The following is a 17235-nucleotide window of genomic DNA, read 5'->3' on the forward strand; positions in this document are numbered from 1 at the left end:
AGGCGTTGATGAAAACGCTTTGGCAACACTGCCACATCGCAACCATGGCCCGGGGCGAGTACTCGATCATCGAGGATGGCGCCATGGTCACGGCCGGTTCGCTGATCGAGTGGATCGGCCCCCGTGCCGAGCTGCCGCCTGGCGACTACGCGCAGACCCATGACTTGCAAGGGGCGTGGGTCACGCCGGGGCTGATCGACTGCCATACCCACACGGTATTTGGCGGCAACCGCAGCGGCGAATTCGAGCAGCGCCTGCAAGGCGTGAGCTACGCCGAGATCGCGGCGGCCGGCGGCGGCATTGCCAGCACCGTACGCGCCACGCGTGCGGCGACCGAGGACGAGCTGTTCGACAGCAGCCGCAAGCGCCTGCGCAGTTTGCTGCGCGATGGCGTGACCACGGTGGAGATCAAGTCCGGCTACGGTCTGGACCTGGCCAACGAGCGCAAGATGCTGCGGGTGGCCCGGCGCCTGGGCCAGGAGCTGCCGGTCAGCGTGCGTGCCACGTGCCTGGCGGCCCATGCGTTGCCGCCGGAGTACAAGGATCGCGCCGACGACTACATCGAGCACATCTGCAACGAGATGCTGCCGACCCTGGCAGCAGAAGGGTTGGTGGACGCAGTGGATGCGTTCTGCGAATACCTGGCGTTTTCCACCGAGCAGGTAGAGCGCGTGTTCAAGGTCGCGCAGCGCTTGGGGTTGCCGGTAAAGTTGCACGCCGAGCAACTGTCGTCGCTGCACGGCTCCAGCCTGGCGGCGCGGTATCAGGCGCTGTCGGCGGATCACCTGGAGTTCATGACCGAAGAAGACGCCATCGCCATGGCCGCCGCCGGCACCGTCGCCGTGTTGCTACCGGGCGCGTTTTACTTTTTGCGCGAAACCCAGTTGCCGCCGATGGACGCCTTGCGCAAGCACGGGGTGAAGATCGCCATTGCCAGCGACCTCAACCCCGGCACCTCGCCGGCCTTGTCCGTGCGGCTGATGCTGAACATGGCCTGCACCCTGTTCCGCATGACCCCGGAAGAAGCCCTGGCCGGTGTTACCCGGCATGCCGCCACGGCGTTGGGCATGGGCGACACCCATGGCTCGCTGGAAGTGGGCAAGGTCGCGGATTTTGTCGCCTGGCAGATCGACCGCCCCGCCGACCTGGCCTACTGGCTGGGTGGCGAGTTGGATAAACGCGTCGTGCGCCATGGCGTCGACGTCGATGTGTAAGGTTGCCTTTGTGAGTAAGGAGTACTGCTGTGGATAAGGTTCTGAACTTCAAACAAGGCCGCACACCGCTGCTGATCAGCATGCCCCACGCCGGCCTGCGCCTGACGCCTGCGGTTGCAGCGGGCCTGATCCCCGAGGCGCAAAGCCTGCCGGATACCGACTGGCATATCCCTACGCTGTACGATTTTGCTGCAGAGCTGGGGGCCAGCACCCTGGCGGCCGAGTATTCGCGGTTTGTCATCGACTTGAACCGGCCGTCGGACGACAAGCCGCTGTATGCCGGGGCGACCACCGGCCTGTTTCCCGCGACGCTGTTTGATGGCGTGCCGTTGTTTATTGAAGGCAAGGAGCCGTCGAAGGCGGAGCGGGCGACCTATCTGGAGCAGATCTGGACGCCTTATCACCAGACCCTGCAACAGGAACTGGCGCGGCTCAAGGCCGAATTCGGCTACGCGCTGCTGTTCGACGCCCACTCGATCCGCTCGGTGATCCCACACCTGTTCGACGGCAAGCTGCCGGACTTCAACCTCGGCACCTTCAATGGCGCCGCCTGCGACCCCGAGTTGGCCAGCCAGTTGGAAGCCATCTGCGCGGCGCATCCGCACTACAGCCATGTGCTGAACGGGCGTTTCAAGGGCGGGCATATCACCCGGCACTACGGCAACCCGGCGCAGGATATTCATGCGGTGCAGTTGGAGTTGGGGCAGTGCACGTATATGGAGGAGTTTGAGCCGTTCAGGTATCGACAGGATCTGGCCGAGCCGACGCGGGTGGTGTTGAGGCAGTTGCTGGAAGGGTTCTTGGCGTGGGGCCAGAAGCAGTTGTCTTCAAGGCCTATTCCGTAACTTGAGTAGGTTATTTCCTTAATGTGGTTACCACCCTTAGTACATCTATGTTGTTTGGTTAGTCTGCGGGCCTCTGCGATCAGGAAGGGCCAACGGTGGTGTCTCAGGAAGAGGAATTTCGAGTTGTTTTAAGTTATGCGCAGATGGCAGCGATTTTGGAACACCAATCCCTGAGCGCTGCTGAAATCGCCTCAAATCGAATTTTTGGTGGTTTGCGTGTCGTTGGTGGGATCATCGAATTGGCGGGCGCAGGTGTTTTGTGCGCATTACCTGAGCCGACGATGATCAGCAAGATGGGCTGTGTTGCCATGGGGGTACACGCCTCTGATCAGTTGGCTGCCGGTACCGCACAACTGCTCAGCGGCGAGACAACTGCGTCGTACGCCTATAGATCCGGTCAGGCGATAGCCGCTGGCTTGGGAGCCTCACCTGCAACAGGGCAGGTGATTGGTTTAGCTGGTGAGTTTGCCGTGCCGTTATCCACCGCCAGCCTCTACGCGGCTTTTCGAGTCTCATCCTTTCAGGGTGGCAGGATGAGGCTTAATTATGTGCTGACCGCCTTTCCGATTATCTGAGGCGGTTATGGCTTATCAGCGTTTAACGGGTTTCATGTATAGCGAAGTGGGTGAGAAAGTCGGTGCGTGGCGCAGGGAAGGAGAACCTGCGATTGTGCCTCTTTCCTTGCCGGCTATTGTGCAAGGCTATGTTGACGCCCATTCCCGCCTCAGTGTCCTGCTACTCAAGCGGGAAATTCACGGCTACCTGCGTAATAACCTGACACCTGGTGGACTGCGCAATGCAGCACCGTTTGATTATGAGTTGTGTTTTTCAGAGCATTACTTCGGTTGTAACAACCACCAGTTCTTGCTGTGGGTTTGTCGGCTTCTGGATGAAAACCTCAAGCGTACTCAGTGGCGAGGCATAAAGCGGCTGTTCAATAGGATGTGTTGATAACACGACGCAAAGGATCCACAACCGTTCCAGGATGCAGCGGCGTCCTCACGTCGTAAGCGCCAGATCAAACAATGGGGGCGAAATGTGGGAGCGGGCTGGTCGGATCGCCGCATCGCCGCGATGGCGGTCTGTCAGTTCACAAATATGTCGACTGATCCGCCGCTATCGCGAGCAAGCCCGCTCCCACAGGTGGTGCGCGAACCTTCCTGGCTGATCACTGACACAGGTCTAAGTCCTCAAGGACATGCTCATTGCACAATTCGGGTTTATGATGCCAGACGGCAAAATAATAGACGTCCCCCCAGGGATGGACCCGACCCCTTACGGAGCGCGCAATGCAGACTTTGTACCCGCAGATCAAACCCTACGCCCGGCACGATCTGGCCGTCGATGAAACCCACACGCTGTATGTCGACGAAAGTGGTTCCCCGCAAGGTTTGCCCGTGGTCTTCATCCATGGCGGTCCCGGCGCCGGCTGCGATGCCAACAGTCGCTGCTATTTCGATCCGAACCTGTACCGCATCGTCACCTTTGACCAGCGCGGCTGCGGGCGCTCCACTCCGCGGGCCAGCCTGGAAAACAACACCACCTGGGACCTGGTCGCCGACCTTGAGCGGATCCGCGAGCACCTGGGCATTGAAAAATGGGTGCTGTTCGGTGGCTCCTGGGGCTCGACCCTGGCCCTGGCCTATGCGCAAACCCACCCTGATCGCGTACATGGCCTTATTGTGCGCGGCATCTTCCTGGCCCGCCCGCAGGATATCCAGTGGTTCTACCAGGCCGGCGCGAGCCGCCTGTTCCCGGACTACTGGCAGGATTACATCGCGCCAATCCCGGTGGAAGAGCGCCACGACATGATCAGCGCCTACCACAAGCGCCTGACCGGCAATGACCAGATCGCCCAGATGCATGCCGCCAAGACATGGTCCACCTGGGAAGGCCGCATGCTCGGCCTGTGCCCCAGCCCGCAGCTGATCGAGCGCTTCTCCGAGCCCCAGCGCGCCTTGTCGATTGCGCGTATCGAGTGCCACTACTTCACCAATAACTCGTTCCTGGAGCCCAACCAACTGATTCGCGATATGCACAAGATCGCCCATCTGCCGGGGATCATTGTGCATGGCCGCTACGATATGATCTGCCCGCTGGATAATGCCTGGGAGCTGCACCAGGCCTGGCCGAACAGTGAGTTGCAGGTGATCCGCGAGGCGGGCCACGCGGCGTCCGAGCCGGGTATCACCGATGCGCTGGTGCGTGCGGCGGGCCAGATGGCACGACGCCTGCTTGATCTGCCCCCTGAAGAAGCATGAAGGGCCTTTTGCAGCGGGTGCGTGGCGCCCGGGTCGAGGTGGCGGGGCAGGTGGTGGGTGCGATAGACCAGGGTTTGCTGGTACTGGTGGCCGTTGAACCTTCAGATACCGCCGCCAGTGCCGACAAGTTGTTGCATAAGCTGCTTAACTACCGGGTGTTCAGTGACGACGAGGGCAAGATGAACCTGTCGTTGAAGGACATTGGCGGTGGTTTGCTGCTGGTGTCCCAGTTCACCCTGGCGGCCGACACCAAGAGCGGCCTGCGTCCGAGCTTCTCCAAAGCGGCGCCACCGGCGTTGGGCGAGGCGCTTTTCGAGCACTTGTTGTCACAAGCGCAACAATTGCATGGCACGGTGGCGTCGGGGCGTTTTGGCGCGGATATGCAGGTGCATTTGGTCAATGACGGGCCGGTCACCTTCCTGTTACAGACCTGATTGTATGAAAAACGACTTTTAATGCGCAAAACGCAAGTTTTCGCTACAAATACTTGGTTGCCCCTGCTGCGTTATCTCACGGGCTACTAGATAATCGCGCGCTACGGGGACCAGCGTAAATTGGTCCAGTTTTGATTTAGGTAGAGACTTGTCCGGTCGCCCTTGGGGAATCATTTAGCCCCATCGGAGTCGGAACAATGCTCGCCAACCTGGCATATAGATAGCTGGCCGTTGGTTTTTTGATCTGTTTTCGGCGAGGGTTGCTCGTGATTGTTAGTCCCTGTAATGCACCAAAATTGTCTGCCAAACGGTTACGAAACGCACTGGTGACGGGCTCCGCCCTGTTTTGCCTGTTCGGCGCGGGTCAACTGTGGGCATTCAGTCTGGACGATGTGTCGGCCAAGGCAAAAGAGTTGGCCGGGCAGAAATACGAAGCCCCACGCAGCAATCTGCCGAACGAATTCCGCGAAATGAAGTTCGCTGATTACCAGAAAATTCGTTTCCGCAATGAAAAAGCCGAGTGGGCCGAGCAGAAAACCCCGTTCAAGCTGTCCTTCTATCACCAGGGCATGCACTTCGACACGCCGGTGAAAATCAACGAAGTCACCGCGACCGACGTCCAGGAAATCAAGTACGACCCGACTCGTTTCGATTTCGGCGACGTCAAGTTTGATCCTAAAGCCACCGATCAGCTGGGTTATGCCGGCTTTCGCGTGCTGTACCCGATCAACAAGGACGACAAGCAAGACGAAATCATGACCATGCTCGGCGCCAGCTATTTCCGCGTCGTGGGCAAGGACCAGGTCTATGGCCTGTCGGCCCGTGGCATGGCGATTGATACCGCGCTGCCGTCCGGCGAAGAGTTCCCGCGTTTCACCGAGTTCTGGATCGAGCGTCCAAAGCCGGGCGACAAGCACCTGGTGATCTTCGCCTTGCTGGATTCGCCACGGGCCACCGGCGCCTACCGCCTGATCCTGCGTCCGGGCACCGACACCATTGTCGACGTCAAGTCGCAGATGTTCCTGCGTGACAATGTCAGCAAGCTGGGCGTTGCCCCGCTGACCAGCATGTTCCTGTTCGGCGCCAACCAGCCGTCCAAAGTGCTCAATTACCGTCGCGAACTGCACGACTCCAGCGGCCTGTCGATCCATGCCGGTAACGGCGAGTGGATCTGGCGCCCGCTGAACAACCCAAAACACCTGTCGGTCAGCAACTTCTCGGTAGAAAACCCGCGTGGTTTCGGCCTGTTGCAGCGTGGTCGCAACTTCAGCCAGTACGAAGACCTCGACGACAACTACGACAAGCGCCCAAGCGCCTGGATCGAGCCGCAAGGCGACTGGGGCAAGGGTTCCGTGGATCTGGTAGAGATTCCGACCGCCGATGAAACCAACGACAACATCGTTGCCTTCTGGAGCCCGGCCGAACTGCCTAAGCCCGGCGAGCCGCTGGATATCGCCTACCGCCTGCACTGGACTCTCAACGATGCACCGTTCCACTCGCCGGACAGTGCCTGGGTCAAGCAGACCCTGCGTTCTACCGGTGATGTGAAACAGTCCAACCTGATCCGTCAGCCAGACGGCAGCGTGGCCTATCTGGTGGACTTCGAAGGCCCGTCCCTCAAGGCCCTGAAGCCCGATGCAGCAGTGCGCAGCCAGGTCAGCGTCGGCGAAAACGGCGAAGTCGTGGAAAACAGCGTGCGCTACAACCCGCACACCAAAGGCTGGCGCCTGACCCTGCGCTTGAAGATCAAGGATGCAGGCAAACCGACCGAAATGCGTGCGGCCCTGGTCCAGGATATCGTCAAGCCTGAGCCAGAGCAGGCTTCCACCCAAGTCCTGAAGGCTGACAAAGTCTTGGCCAAGCAACACGAGAAACAGGCCAAGAAAGACGCCAAGGACAAGCAGCCAGAAGCTGCCCCAGCCACCCCGGAGCCAGTCAAGACAGAACAAGTCCTGACCGAAACCTGGAGCAATCAGTTGCCTGCCGATGAGTAATTCTCAAGTCCAGCCAGAGACTCTTGCCGAGTACCTGGCGCATCTTCCGATGACCGACGAGCAGCGCGCCGAACTGGCGGGCTGCAAGTCCTTCTCCGAACTGCACGAGCGCCTGTCGTCGTCGACCTTTGACGCACCGGTGGACGCCGCGCAGGCGTCGGTTGGCCGCCGGCTGACCCTCAACACTGCCGAGGAGCTAGAGGAAGCCGAAATGCTGGTGCTCGACGCCAGCGGTCGGGTTTGCCTCAAGGCCACGCCGCCGATCCGCCGTACCAAAGTGGTGCCCGAGCCTTGGCGCACCAATATTCTGGTGCGTGGCTGGCGCCGGTTGACCGGCCGCAGCAACCCTCCTGCGCCGCCGAAAGACGAGCGCGTGCTGCCGGCTGCGCGCTGGCGCACGGTCGGTTCGATCCGCCGCTATATCCTGCTGGTGCTGATGCTCGGCCAGACGATTGTGGCCGGCTGGTACATGAAAGGCATCATGCCTTACCAGGGCTGGTCCTTCGTCGACTTTGACGAGGTGCGCAACCAGACCCTGCTGCAAACCGCTACCCAGGTCCTGCCCTACGCCCTGCAAACCAGCATCCTGATCATGTTCGGGATTCTGTTCTGCTGGGTTTCGGCAGGTTTCTGGACCGCGCTGATGGGCTTCCTTGAACTGCTTACCGGTCACGACAAGTACCGGATCTCCGGCAAAAGCGCCGGCGACGAGCCGATCCCGAAAGAGGCCCGTACCGCGCTGGTGATGCCGATCTGCAACGAAGACGTGCCCCGGGTGTTTGCCGGCTTGCGTGCGACCTTTGAGTCGGTCGCTGCCACTGGCGATCTGGACCGCTTCGATTTCTTCGTGCTCAGTGACAGTAACGACGCCGATATCTGCATCGCCGAACAGCAAGCCTGGCTCGACGTGTGCCGCGAAGCCGGTGGCTTTGGCAAGATCTTCTATCGCCGCCGTCGCCGTCGCGTCAAACGCAAGAGCGGCAACCTCGACGACTTCTGCCGTCGCTGGGGCGGTGACTACAAGTACATGGTGGTCCTCGACGCCGACAGCGTGATGAGCGGCGAATGCCTGACCAGCCTGGTGCGCCTGATGGAAGCCACGCCGGACGCCGGGATCATCCAGACCGCGCCACGTGCCTCGGGCATGGACACCCTGTATGCACGCATGCAGCAGTTCGCCACTCGCGTCTACGGCCCGCTGTTCACCGCCGGCCTGCACTTCTGGCAGTTGGGCGAATCCCACTACTGGGGCCACAACGCGATCATCCGCATGAAGCCGTTTATCGAGCACTGCGCCCTGGCGCCGTTGCCCGGCAAAGGTGCGTTCGCCGGTTCGATTCTTTCCCACGACTTCGTTGAAGCTGCGCTGATGCGCCGTGCCGGCTGGGGCGTGTGGATTGCCTACGACTTGCCGGGCAGCTACGAAGAACTGCCGCCCAACCTGCTGGACGAGCTCAAGCGTGACCGTCGCTGGTGCCACGGTAACCTGATGAACTTCCGCCTGTTCCTGGTCAAGGGCATGCACCCGGTGCACCGTGCGGTGTTCCTCACCGGCGTGATGTCGTACCTGTCGGCACCGTTGTGGTTCCTGTTCCTGGTGCTGTCCACGGCCCTGCTGGCGGTCAACACCCTGATGGAACCGCAGTACTTCATGGCGCCGCGCCAGTTGTATCCGCTGTGGCCACAATGGCATCCGGACAAGGCGGTGGCGCTGTTCTCCACCACCATCGTGCTGCTGTTCCTGCCTAAGTTGCTGAGCATCATCCTGATCTGGGCCAAGGGCGCGAAAGAGTTCGGTGGCAAGTTCAAGGTGACCTTGTCGATGCTCTTGGAGATGTTGTTCTCCATGCTGCTGGCGCCGGTACGGATGATTTTCCACACCCGTTTCGTGCTCGCCGCGTTCCTCGGCTGGGCCGCGACCTGGAACTCGCCGCAACGTGACGACGACTCCACGCCCTGGAGCGAGGCGGTCAAGCGCCACGGTCCGCAGACCTTGCTGGGCTTCTTCTGGGCGCTGCTGGTGGTGTGGTTGAACCCCAGCTTCCTGTGGTGGCTGGTGCCGATTGTCGGTTCGCTGATGCTATCGATCCCGGTGTCGGTGATCTCCAGCCGGGTCAATCTGGGCCTCAAGTCCCGCGACGAAAGCCTGTTCCTGATCCCCGAGGAATACAATCCGCCGCAGGCGCTGCTGTCGACCGACCGCTATACCCACGAAAACCGTTGGCATGCACTCAATGACGGGTTTATCCGGGCAGTGGTCGATCCGCAACAGAATGCCCTGGCCTGTGCCCTGGCAACGTCCCGACATGGTCAGGCAGAGCCGATCGAGTGGCTGCGTATCGAGCGTGTGCGGCATGCGTTGAAAGTCGGCCCTGCTGGCCTGAACAACAACGAGCGCGTGGCGTTGCTCAGCGACCCGGTGGCCCTGGCACGCCTGCATGAGCAAGTCTGGAGCGAGGGGCATGCCGAATGGCTGGGTGCCTGGCGCGAGTCGGTCAAGGCCGACCCCCATGCGCCGTTGCTGCCGCTGCAACCGCTGTCATCCCAGGCGCAACCTGCCTGATTCAGACGCCCCCGAGACCTGTCTCGGGGGCGCTTGATACGCCTCTCCTACAGCGCTTGTCGCTTCTGCTTCACCCTTCTAACTTCGATACAAAAGACCCTGGTTCAAGGCGTATTGCCCTGCCTGCCGGTGGGTTAGCATCGCCCCCCAAATCTGAATCGACCGCCTCTGGTTTGCGCTAAACCCGCAACGCCCGGTGTGCGGCTGTGTAATGAAAAAGGGGCTTTTCATGATCAAGGGTTACTGGTCGATGCTGCTGCTGGGCATTGTCGCGTTGGTACAGCTGCAGATGGCACACGCAGGCGCGATTGATGAGGCCGTGCGGCGCGGGGTCTTGAAGGTGGGGACGGATCCCAACTATGTGCCCTTCGAGATGACTGATAAACAGGGGCGGGTCATCGGCCTCGAAGCAGACCTGCTCGAAGAAATGGGCAAAGCCCTGGGGGTGAGGCTGGAATGGGTTCCGGTGGCTTATACCGAACTGATCCCGGGCCTGCTGGCCGGCCGGTTCGACCTGATCGGCAGCGGCATGACCGTGACCCAGGAGCGCAACCTCAAACTCAACTTCAGTGATTCATTCATCATTGTCGGCCAGACCGTGCTGCTTCACCCGCGCCTGGCCGGCAAAGTCAGCAGCATTGAAGACTTGAACGAAGCCGGCTACCGGATTGCGGCGGCGGATGGCACCACGGGCGAAGTGGCGGCGCGGCGCTTCCTGGGGGCTGCACAGCTGCAGAGTGTTGCCACGGCGGAGGAAGGCGTCCGCCAGGTGGTCAGCGGTGAGGTTGATGCGTTTATCCATGATGCGCCCTATAACCTGATCGCCCTGGCCAAGCCGCAAAACCGCAAACTGCTGGCCCTGGAGCAACCCTTCACCTACGAGCCCCTGGCGTTTGGGCTGAAGAAGGGCGACTACGACAGCCTGAACTGGATCAATCACTTCCTTAATCAGATTGCCCAGGACGGCACCTACGATCGGCTGCATGACAAGTGGTTCCGGGACACGGACTGGCTGTCGGAGATCGAATGACGGTCACAACTGCTTACATACTCACATGGGAGGCGCCCAGTAGGGCAAGCCCTCTAACTGCGCTTTCTCCGGGTTTTTGTAGGGTTTTTCTGTCATATCAGCCAACAAATCCCGGCTAGACCTTTGTGCCAGTGGGCGAGTGGGTTAGCATCGCTCCCCGAAGAAATAGTGCAGCCCTGCTGGGGCTCGCATCAAAATAAAATGAGTCAGGGGACTTGGTGATGAAAAAGTATCTTTCGATGCTGATGCTCGGCGTGACGGCCCTGCTGGCGGTCAATACGGCCCAGGCCGGGGCGATTGACGAAGCGGTCAAGCGCGGCACCTTGAAAGTCGGCATGGATCCGACCTACATGCCGTTCGAGATGACCAACAAACGCGGCGAAATCATTGGTTTTGAAGTCGACCTGCTCAAGGCAATGGCCAAGTCCATGGGGGTCAAGCTGGAACTGGTCTCCACCGGTTACGACGGGATCATCCCGGCGTTCCTGACCGGCAAGTTCGACATGATCGGCAGCGGCATGACCCTGACCCAGGAGCGCAACCTGCGCCTGAACTTCAGCGAACCGTTCATCGTGGTGGGCCAGACCCTGCTGATCCGCAAGGAACTGGAAGGCACTATCAAGTCCTACAAAGACCTGAACGACGAGAAGTACCGTCTGACCTCCAAGCTCGGCACCACCGGCGAGATGGTGGCCAAGAAGCTGATCTCCAAGGCCAAGTACCACGGCTACGACAACGAGCAGGAAGGTGTGCTTGACGTGGTCAACGGCAAGGCCGATGCCTTTGTCTACGACGCGCCGTACAACGTGGTGGCCGAGAAAAAAGTCGGCAACGGCAAGTTGGTATACCTCGAAGAACCCTTCACCTATGAGCCTCTGGCATTCGGCTTGAAGAAGGGCGACTACGACAGCATCAACTTCATCAACAACTTCCTGCACCAGATCAAGCACGACGGCACCTACGATCGCATCCATGACAAGTGGTTCAAGAGCTCCGAGTGGCTCAAGGACATGGAATAAGCTAGCAACCGCGTCGCGCCCATCGCGGGCAAGCCCGCCCCCACAGTTGGAGTGCATTCCAAGGTGGGAGCGGGCTTGCCCGCGATGGCGGCCTGACAGCCGATACACCTCCCGGAACTCGCAATGAAACAGAAAAAAGCCCAATGGCCCTGGCACCTGCTGACCGTGCTGGTGCTGGTCGGCATGGCCGGCGCGTTGTACTACGCCACCTCGCTGATGTCCTACGAATGGCGCTGGAACCGTGTGCCGCAATACTTTGCCTACCAGGCCGAAGAGTCCAAGCGCGCGGCGGATATTTCCACGGTGGTCGAGTTGGTGCGCAAGGGCGACGTGGCTGAAGTCACCCTGCGTAACGACGCAGGTGCCGAGCAGCACCTGACGGTGGCCGAAAACAGCCTGCAAGTAGCCCGTGGCGACGATGTGGCCGAAGGCGATGTGATCGGTGTGACCCGGCATTGGGCGTTGGGCCCGTTGATGTGGGGCTTGTGGACCACCCTGTGGCTGTCCTTGGTTTCGGGGGTATTGGGCCTGTTCATCGGCCTGGCGACCGGTTTGTGTCGGTTATCGAATAACCCGACCTTGCGCGATCTGTCGACGATCTACGTCGAACTGGTGCGAGGCACGCCGCTATTGGTACAGATCTTCATTTTCTACTTCTTTATCGGCACGGTGCTGAACCTGTCGCGTGAGTTCGCCGGTATCGCCGCGCTGTCGCTGTTTACCGGCGCCTACGTGGCGGAAATCGTGCGCGCGGGCGTGCAGTCGATTGCCCGTGGCCAGGGCGAAGCGGCCCGTTCCCTGGGGCTGAGTGCCAGCCAGTCGATGCGCCACGTGGTATTGCCGCAAGCCTTCAAGCGCGTGCTGCCGCCGTTGGCCGGGCAATTTATCAGCCTGGTCAAGGACACCTCGCTGGTGTCGGTGATCGCTATCACCGAGCTGCTCAAAAGCGGCCGCGAAGTCATCACCACCTCGTTTTCGCCGTTTGAAATCCTGTTCTGTGTCGCAGGCCTGTACCTGCTGATCAACCTGCCGCTGTCGAAAATGGCCAGCCGGCTTGAGCGGAGGCTCGCCCAAAGTGATTGAAGTCCGCGATCTGGTAAAAGTCTTCGACACCCGTGGGCACGTGGTGCGCGCGGTGGATCACGTCACCACCCAGGTGGCCAAGGGCGAAGTGCTGGTGGTGATCGGTCCATCCGGTTCCGGCAAATCGACGTTCCTGCGCTGCCTCAACGGCCTGGAGGAGTTCGACTCGGGCTCGGTGAGCATCGACGGCCTGCAACTGGCCGACCCCAAGACCGATGTGAACGCCTATCGCCGGGAAGTCGGCATGGTGTTCCAGCACTTCAACCTGTTCCCGCACATGACCGTGCTGGAAAACCTGTGCCTGGCGCAGAAAGTCGTGCGCAAGCGCGGCAAGCAAGAGCGCGAGGCCAAGGCCCTGGCCTTGTTGGAAAAGGTCGGCATTGCGCAGAAAGCCAACGAGTTTCCTTCACGGCTCTCCGGCGGCCAGCAACAGCGTGTGGCGATTGCCCGGGCGTTGGCCATGGAGCCCAAGGTCATGCTGTTTGACGAGCCCACCTCGGCGCTGGACCCGGAAATGGTCGGCGAAGTGCTGGACGTCATGAAGACCCTGGCCCTGGAAGGCATGACCATGGTCTGCGTGACCCACGAAATGGGCTTTGCCCGGGAAGTGGCGGACCGTGTGCTGTTTTTTGATCACGGCAAACTGTTGGAAGATGCTGCGCCCGCGCAGTTCTTCGATGCGCCGAAGGACCCACGGGCACAAGCGTTCTTGCGCCAGGTTCTGTAAAGCCCAGGGGCATGCTCATACCTTGAACTTGCCCACGTACTGCTGAAGGTCCGTGCCCAGGCGTGCCAATTCGATACTCGCCGCCGCTGTCTGTTCACTGGCAGCGGCGGTTTGCTCCGACACATCCCGGACTTTCAACACGCTGCGGTTAATCTCCTCGGCCACCGCACTTTGCTGTTCGGCAGCGGCGGCGATCTGTGGATTCATTTCCTGGATGACCAGCACGGTGCGCGCGATTTCCGTCAGGGCGTCGCCGGCGTTGCGGGTCAGGCCGACGCTGCGGTCGGTCAAGGTGCGGCTGTTGTCCATGATATCGGCGACCTGTTGCGTGCCGCTGTGCAATCCGCCAATCAGCTCTTCGATTTCCTCAGCGGACTGCTGGGTACGCTGGGCGAGGCTGCGTACTTCGTCGGCCACCACCGCAAACCCTTGGCCGGCCTCACCGGCACGTGCGGCCTCGATTGCCGCATTGAGCGCCAGCAGGTTGGTCTGCTGGGACACCGACTTGATCACCTCCAGCACACTGCCGATCTTCTGACTTTCCCGCTGCAGGCCCAGCATGGCCTGGCTTGAGCGTGCCATTTCGTGGGCGAGGTGTTCTATGTGTGCCACCGCATCGGCCACCACCTGGTCGCCCAGTTCGGTCTGCTGATTGGCCTGGGTGGCGGCGATCGAGGCCTGTTCGGCGTGCCGGGCGACCTCCTGGGCAGTGGCGAGCATCTGGTTCATGGCGGTCGCCACCTGCTCGGTTTCGTCGCGCTGATTGCTGACGCCGGCCCGGGTTTGCTCGGTAACGGCCGAAAGCTCCTCGGCGGCGCTGGCGATTTGCCGGGCATTGTCGCTGATGCTGCCAATCAGCCCCCGCAGGTTCAGGGTCATTCGCGCCATGCTGCATTGCAACTGGCCCAGTTCATCACGGCGCTGGGTCTGCACATCGTGGCTCAAGTCGCCCTCGGCAATGCGATTGGCCACTGTGAGCGCCCTGCGCAATGGTTTGACGATCTGCCCGGAGATTATCCAGGCGGCGAGGGCGCCGAACAGCAGGGCCGCCCCGGTAATGGCCAGGGTCTGGGTGCGGGCTTGTTCGGCTTCCCGGTCACGGCGCTGAGTCTGGTCCTGAGTAAGCAGGTCGCTTTGTGCCAGTAGCTGGTCCAACTGCTGCTCGAGCTGGTTTTGCGCGGTTTCGGTCGTCAGTTGGGTGTCCCGCAGGCGTGTCAGGTGCGTGCGAATGCCTAGTACGGCATTTTTCAATGCGCTGCTGTCCACGGGCAGCCTCTCCACGGCCGCCTGGGCGAGTTCGAGGCTGCGTTCTGCGTCGCTGACCTCCTGGGTATAGACATCCAGGCTGCTGGCGGCCCAGGCCGGGCTCAGGGCGCGGTCTTCGGCCTGTTCGATGGCCAGGCGCAGGCTTTCGATGGCATCGAGGGCTTTTTCGTCTTCCTGGTCCGGCAGGTCGCTGGCCAATTGCGCGAGGACGTCACTGGTGCGCACCGAGCTCTGTTTGAGCTGCTCACGGGCGGTTTCCCGTTGTTTGACCCGCGCGGGGACATCCTTGAGCGTCGTTTTGAAATGCTCGGAGAGGTTCCCCATGCTTTGCAAATACTGTTGGGGTTTCGGCGCTTTCAGACGTTGTGCAAGCTCGGCCAGATATCCGTCGATCTTCTCCATGGACTGGCTCAGTTTGCCAAGGCTGGCCTCGTCGTCCAGGGTGCGGTAGACGATGCGGTCGGCCCTTAGCTCCTCGCCGGCGACCGCCAGTTGGGCGAGAACGGTCAGAGTCTGTGAGCGGTAGAGCGAGGCGGCGAGGGCCTGCCAGCCAGTCAGGGCAATCACAAGGCTCAGGGCCAACACCAAGGCAAAACCCAGGACCAGTTTGAGGGTGACGCTGGCGTTACCCAGCAGTTGAGTCATTCGACGAAGCATGGCCAACCTCCGGCAAGTGCACAAAGGAAATCAACGTGCCGGGACGCCGAGGGGCGTGGACACAGTGAACCCATTGAACGCTAGTTCCCTTGGGCGCCAGGCGTACCGATCAGGGCCTGAAAAACATGTAGGAAATTTCACAAGTTGCATGCGGCGACCCGGACGGGTCGCCGCGAAGGGGAGGTGTCAGACCCGGAAGCGCCCGACCAACGCCTGCAGATGGGAACCCAGGCGCGCCAGTTCGGTACTGGAGGCGGCGGTTTCTTCGCTGGCCGCTGCGGTCTGTTCGGACACATCGCGTACATTCAGCACGCTGCGGTTGATCTCTTCGGCCACGGCGCTCTGTTGCTCGGCAGCAGTGGCGATCTGCTGGTTCATGGCCTGGATGGCCGAGACCGTGCGGGTGATGTTTTCCAGGGCATTGCCAGCCCGGCGTGTCAGCTCGACGCTGCTGTCGGTGAGGCTGCGGCTGCTGTCCATGATGGTCGCCACCTGTTGGGTGCCACTTTGCAGGCCGACGATCAGCTCTTCGATTTCCTCGGTGGACTTCTGGGTGCGTTGCGCCAGGCTGCGCACCTCATCGGCCACCACCGCGAAGCCACGGCCGGCTTCCCCGGCGCGTGCGGCTTCAATGGCCGCGTTAAGGGCCAGCAGGTTGGTTTGCTGGGCCACGGACTTGATCACGTCCAGTACGCTGCCGATCTTGTCGCTTTCGCGCTTGAGGTGGCCCATGGCCTCGGTGGAGTTTCCGACTTCGCCGGCCAGGCGCTCGATCTGGGCGATGGCTTCACCGACGACCCTGTCACCTTCGCGGGCCTGCTGGTCGGCGGCGACGGCGGCTTCCGAGGCTTCCTCGGCATTGCGCGCCACTTCCTGCACGGTGGCGGCCATTTCGTTCATCGCAGTGGCGACCTGGTCAGTCTCGATCTTCTGGTTGTTGACCCCGGCGCTGGTCTGCTCGGTAACGGCCGATAGCTGCTCGGCGGCGCTGGCGATTTGCGTCACGCCATCACTGATCCCGCCGATCAGATCGCGCAGGCCCATGGTCATGCTTTGCATGGCGCGTTGCAGTTGGCCCAGTTCGTCCTGGCGTTGCGAAACCAGGTCGTGGGTCAGGTCGCCGGCGGCGACGCGCTCGGCGACCTTGAGGGTCTGGCCCAGTGGGATCACGATCTGCCGGGTAATCGTCCAGGCCGCGACGATGCCACAGAACAGTGCCAGGGCTGCGGCCAGCATCAACAGGAACTTGGCCTGTGCGGCATCGTTGTCGCGGATCACGGTTTGTGAAGCAGTCAGTTTCTTGCTGCGATCAAACAGCAGGTCGCCTTGCTCAGCCATGGCCTTGAGCGCTGCGGTGCTGGCGACCTGGGAGTCGCGGAACTGGCTGACGGCGGCGAGATAGGCCTTGAGGGAGTTGCTGGCCTCTTGCAGGTTGGCGCCGTACTGCTCAGGCAGTTGGCTGCGCAGGCTGTCGGCGCTCTTCAGGGCATTGGCGATGGCCTCCAGTGCCGGCTGCTCAGCTTCGACCTTGGCGCTGTAGGTGTAGCCACGCACTTGGAAGCGCGCTTGCTGAATCAGCTTGCTCAACTCGATCACGCTGTTGAACTGGGTGACGCTATCACCTTGCAGCAGGACTTTTTCGATCTCCGCGATGCGTGCGACGGCGTTGTCGGCGGTAGCGCCGAGTTTGCTGCGGGCATCTTCGCGTTGGGCTCCGGCCTGGACCATGGCGCTGAAGGATTGCCGATACTTGGCAACCGCGGCCAGTTGCTCGTCGATCAAGGCGTCGTCTGCCGGTTGCTCGATCTGGCTGCGGGCGGTTTTCAGGCCGCTGTCGAGTTTCTCCATCAACTCATTGACCCGCTCCGGGCCTTGCTCGCCACGGCGCATTTCATAGTCCAGGCGCGCCTGGCGCAGGTCTTTGGTCAGCTCATTGAGGCTGGAAATAAAGCCCAGCTTATCGCCACGGCTGATCACGCCACTCAGGCCTGTCCAGCCGGTGAAGGTGATTAGAAGGGTGAGAAGCAATACCAGGCCAAACCCCACGCTCAGTTTACGATTGACGCTTACATTCCCCAGTTTTTCAGCTAACCAACGGTACATGCGGTGGACTCCCCTGAACAAGGCTTGGACTTATCCTGA

14 protein-coding genes and 2 pseudogenes are annotated in these 17235 nt (G+C 61.1%); 12 read left to right on the top strand and 4 right to left on the bottom strand.

Annotated features, from left to right (window positions below):
- Positions 1–8 precede the first annotated feature (8 nt).
- The 12 genes from hutI (at position 9) to K1X80_RS02840 (ending at position 13170) form a co-directional block, all read left to right on the top strand.
- Positions 9–1214: an imidazolonepropionase gene (hutI, locus tag K1X80_RS02785; protein WP_057958053.1), complete on the top strand. Its 1206-nt coding sequence runs from the start codon at positions 9–11 to the stop codon at positions 1212–1214.
- 29 nt (positions 1215–1243) lie between these two features.
- Positions 1244–2059, top strand: coding sequence for an N-formylglutamate deformylase (gene hutG, locus K1X80_RS02790; RefSeq protein WP_057958054.1), 816 nt, complete (start codon positions 1244–1246; stop codon positions 2057–2059).
- Positions 2060–2157: 98 nt separating this feature from the next.
- Positions 2158–2634 carry a hypothetical protein gene (locus K1X80_RS02795; protein ID WP_128593012.1) on the top strand — a complete coding sequence of 159 codons (477 nt, stop codon included), beginning with the start codon at positions 2158–2160 and terminating at the stop codon, positions 2632–2634.
- A 7-nt stretch (positions 2635–2641) separates the two neighbouring features.
- Entirely contained in the window at positions 2642–3010 is a 369-nt protein-coding gene (locus K1X80_RS02800) for a hypothetical protein (RefSeq protein ID WP_128593011.1), read from the top strand.
- 338 nt (positions 3011–3348) lie between these two features.
- Positions 3349–4320 (top strand): prolyl aminopeptidase, encoded by a 972-nt coding sequence (gene pip, locus K1X80_RS02805; protein WP_220172651.1) that lies wholly within the window; start codon positions 3349–3351, stop codon positions 4318–4320.
- A complete protein-coding gene (gene dtd, locus K1X80_RS02810; RefSeq protein WP_057958057.1) occupies positions 4317–4754 on the top strand; it encodes a D-aminoacyl-tRNA deacylase in 438 nt (145 codons plus the stop codon). Before pip ends, dtd begins: the two co-directional genes overlap by 4 nt.
- Positions 4755–5020: 266 nt before the next feature.
- On the top strand, positions 5021–6748 hold the full coding sequence (locus tag K1X80_RS02815) for a glucan biosynthesis protein G (RefSeq protein WP_057958074.1): 1728 nt from the start codon (positions 5021–5023) through the stop codon (positions 6746–6748).
- The gene (mdoH, locus tag K1X80_RS02820; RefSeq protein WP_057437190.1) at positions 6741–9311 is read left to right on the top strand and encodes a glucans biosynthesis glucosyltransferase MdoH; all 2571 of its coding nucleotides are present in this window, start codon (positions 6741–6743) and stop codon (positions 9309–9311) included. The genes K1X80_RS02815 and mdoH overlap by 8 nt, the downstream gene beginning before the upstream one ends.
- 229 nt (positions 9312–9540) lie before the next feature.
- Positions 9541–10341: a transporter substrate-binding domain-containing protein gene (locus tag K1X80_RS02825; RefSeq protein ID WP_198799420.1), complete on the top strand. Its 801-nt coding sequence runs from the start codon at positions 9541–9543 to the stop codon at positions 10339–10341.
- 221 nt (positions 10342–10562) lie between these two features.
- Positions 10563–11360 carry a transporter substrate-binding domain-containing protein gene (locus K1X80_RS02830; protein ID WP_057958059.1) on the top strand — a complete coding sequence of 266 codons (798 nt, stop codon included), beginning with the start codon at positions 10563–10565 and terminating at the stop codon, positions 11358–11360.
- Between the two features lie 123 nt (positions 11361–11483).
- Positions 11484–12443, top strand: coding sequence for an amino acid ABC transporter permease (locus tag K1X80_RS02835; protein ID WP_057958060.1), 960 nt, complete (start codon positions 11484–11486; stop codon positions 12441–12443).
- Entirely contained in the window at positions 12436–13170 is a 735-nt protein-coding gene (locus K1X80_RS02840; protein WP_057958061.1) for an amino acid ABC transporter ATP-binding protein, read from the top strand. The genes K1X80_RS02835 and K1X80_RS02840 overlap by 8 nt, the downstream gene beginning before the upstream one ends.
- A gap of 15 nt (positions 13171–13185) precedes the next feature.
- Here the strand turns inward: K1X80_RS02840 and K1X80_RS28435 are convergent, their stop codons facing one another.
- From K1X80_RS28435 to K1X80_RS28450, 4 genes and pseudogenes are all read right to left on the bottom strand, one after another.
- Entirely contained in the window at positions 13186–13899 is a 714-nt protein-coding gene (locus K1X80_RS28435; protein ID WP_408980321.1) for a methyl-accepting chemotaxis protein, read from the bottom strand.
- Positions 13888–15093 (bottom strand): annotated as a pseudogene (locus K1X80_RS28440) (methyl-accepting chemotaxis protein); the annotation flags it as partial. The pseudogene K1X80_RS28440 and the gene K1X80_RS28435, both read right to left, overlap by 12 nt.
- Positions 15094–15279: 186 nt before the next feature.
- Complete coding sequence (locus K1X80_RS28445; RefSeq protein ID WP_370693728.1) at positions 15280–16152, bottom strand: methyl-accepting chemotaxis protein; 873 nt, start codon at positions 16150–16152, stop codon at positions 15280–15282.
- Between the two features lie 30 nt (positions 16153–16182).
- A pseudogene (locus K1X80_RS28450) lies at positions 16183–17196 on the bottom strand (methyl-accepting chemotaxis protein); the annotation flags it as partial.
- Positions 17197–17235 lie beyond the last annotated feature (39 nt).

Source organism: Pseudomonas sp. So3.2b, assembly GCF_019464415.1.
Classification (GTDB): domain Bacteria; phylum Pseudomonadota; class Gammaproteobacteria; order Pseudomonadales; family Pseudomonadaceae; genus Aquipseudomonas; species Aquipseudomonas shahriarae.

Excerpts from the sequence above, each read along its gene's own strand:
- hutI (WP_057958053.1), top strand. The coding sequence starts at position 9 with ATGAAAACGCTTTGGCAACACTGCCACATCGCAACCATGGCCCGGGGC.
- K1X80_RS02800 (WP_128593011.1), top strand. The coding sequence starts at position 2,642 with ATGGCTTATCAGCGTTTAACGGGTTTCATGTATAGCGAAGTGGGTGAG.
- pip (WP_220172651.1), top strand. The coding sequence starts at position 3,349 with ATGCAGACTTTGTACCCGCAGATCAAACCCTACGCCCGGCACGATCTG.
- dtd (WP_057958057.1), top strand. The coding sequence starts at position 4,317 with ATGAAGGGCCTTTTGCAGCGGGTGCGTGGCGCCCGGGTCGAGGTGGCG.
- mdoH (WP_057437190.1), top strand. The coding sequence starts at position 6,741 with ATGAGTAATTCTCAAGTCCAGCCAGAGACTCTTGCCGAGTACCTGGCG.
- K1X80_RS02825 (WP_198799420.1), top strand. The coding sequence starts at position 9,541 with ATGATCAAGGGTTACTGGTCGATGCTGCTGCTGGGCATTGTCGCGTTG.
- K1X80_RS02830 (WP_057958059.1), top strand. The coding sequence starts at position 10,563 with ATGAAAAAGTATCTTTCGATGCTGATGCTCGGCGTGACGGCCCTGCTG.
- K1X80_RS02835 (WP_057958060.1), top strand. The coding sequence starts at position 11,484 with ATGAAACAGAAAAAAGCCCAATGGCCCTGGCACCTGCTGACCGTGCTG.
- K1X80_RS28435 (WP_408980321.1), bottom strand. The coding sequence starts at position 13,899 with ATGAACCAGATGCTCGCCACTGCCCAGGAGGTCGCCCGGCACGCCGAA.
- K1X80_RS28445 (WP_370693728.1), bottom strand. The coding sequence starts at position 16,152 with ATGCAAAGCATGACCATGGGCCTGCGCGATCTGATCGGCGGGATCAGT.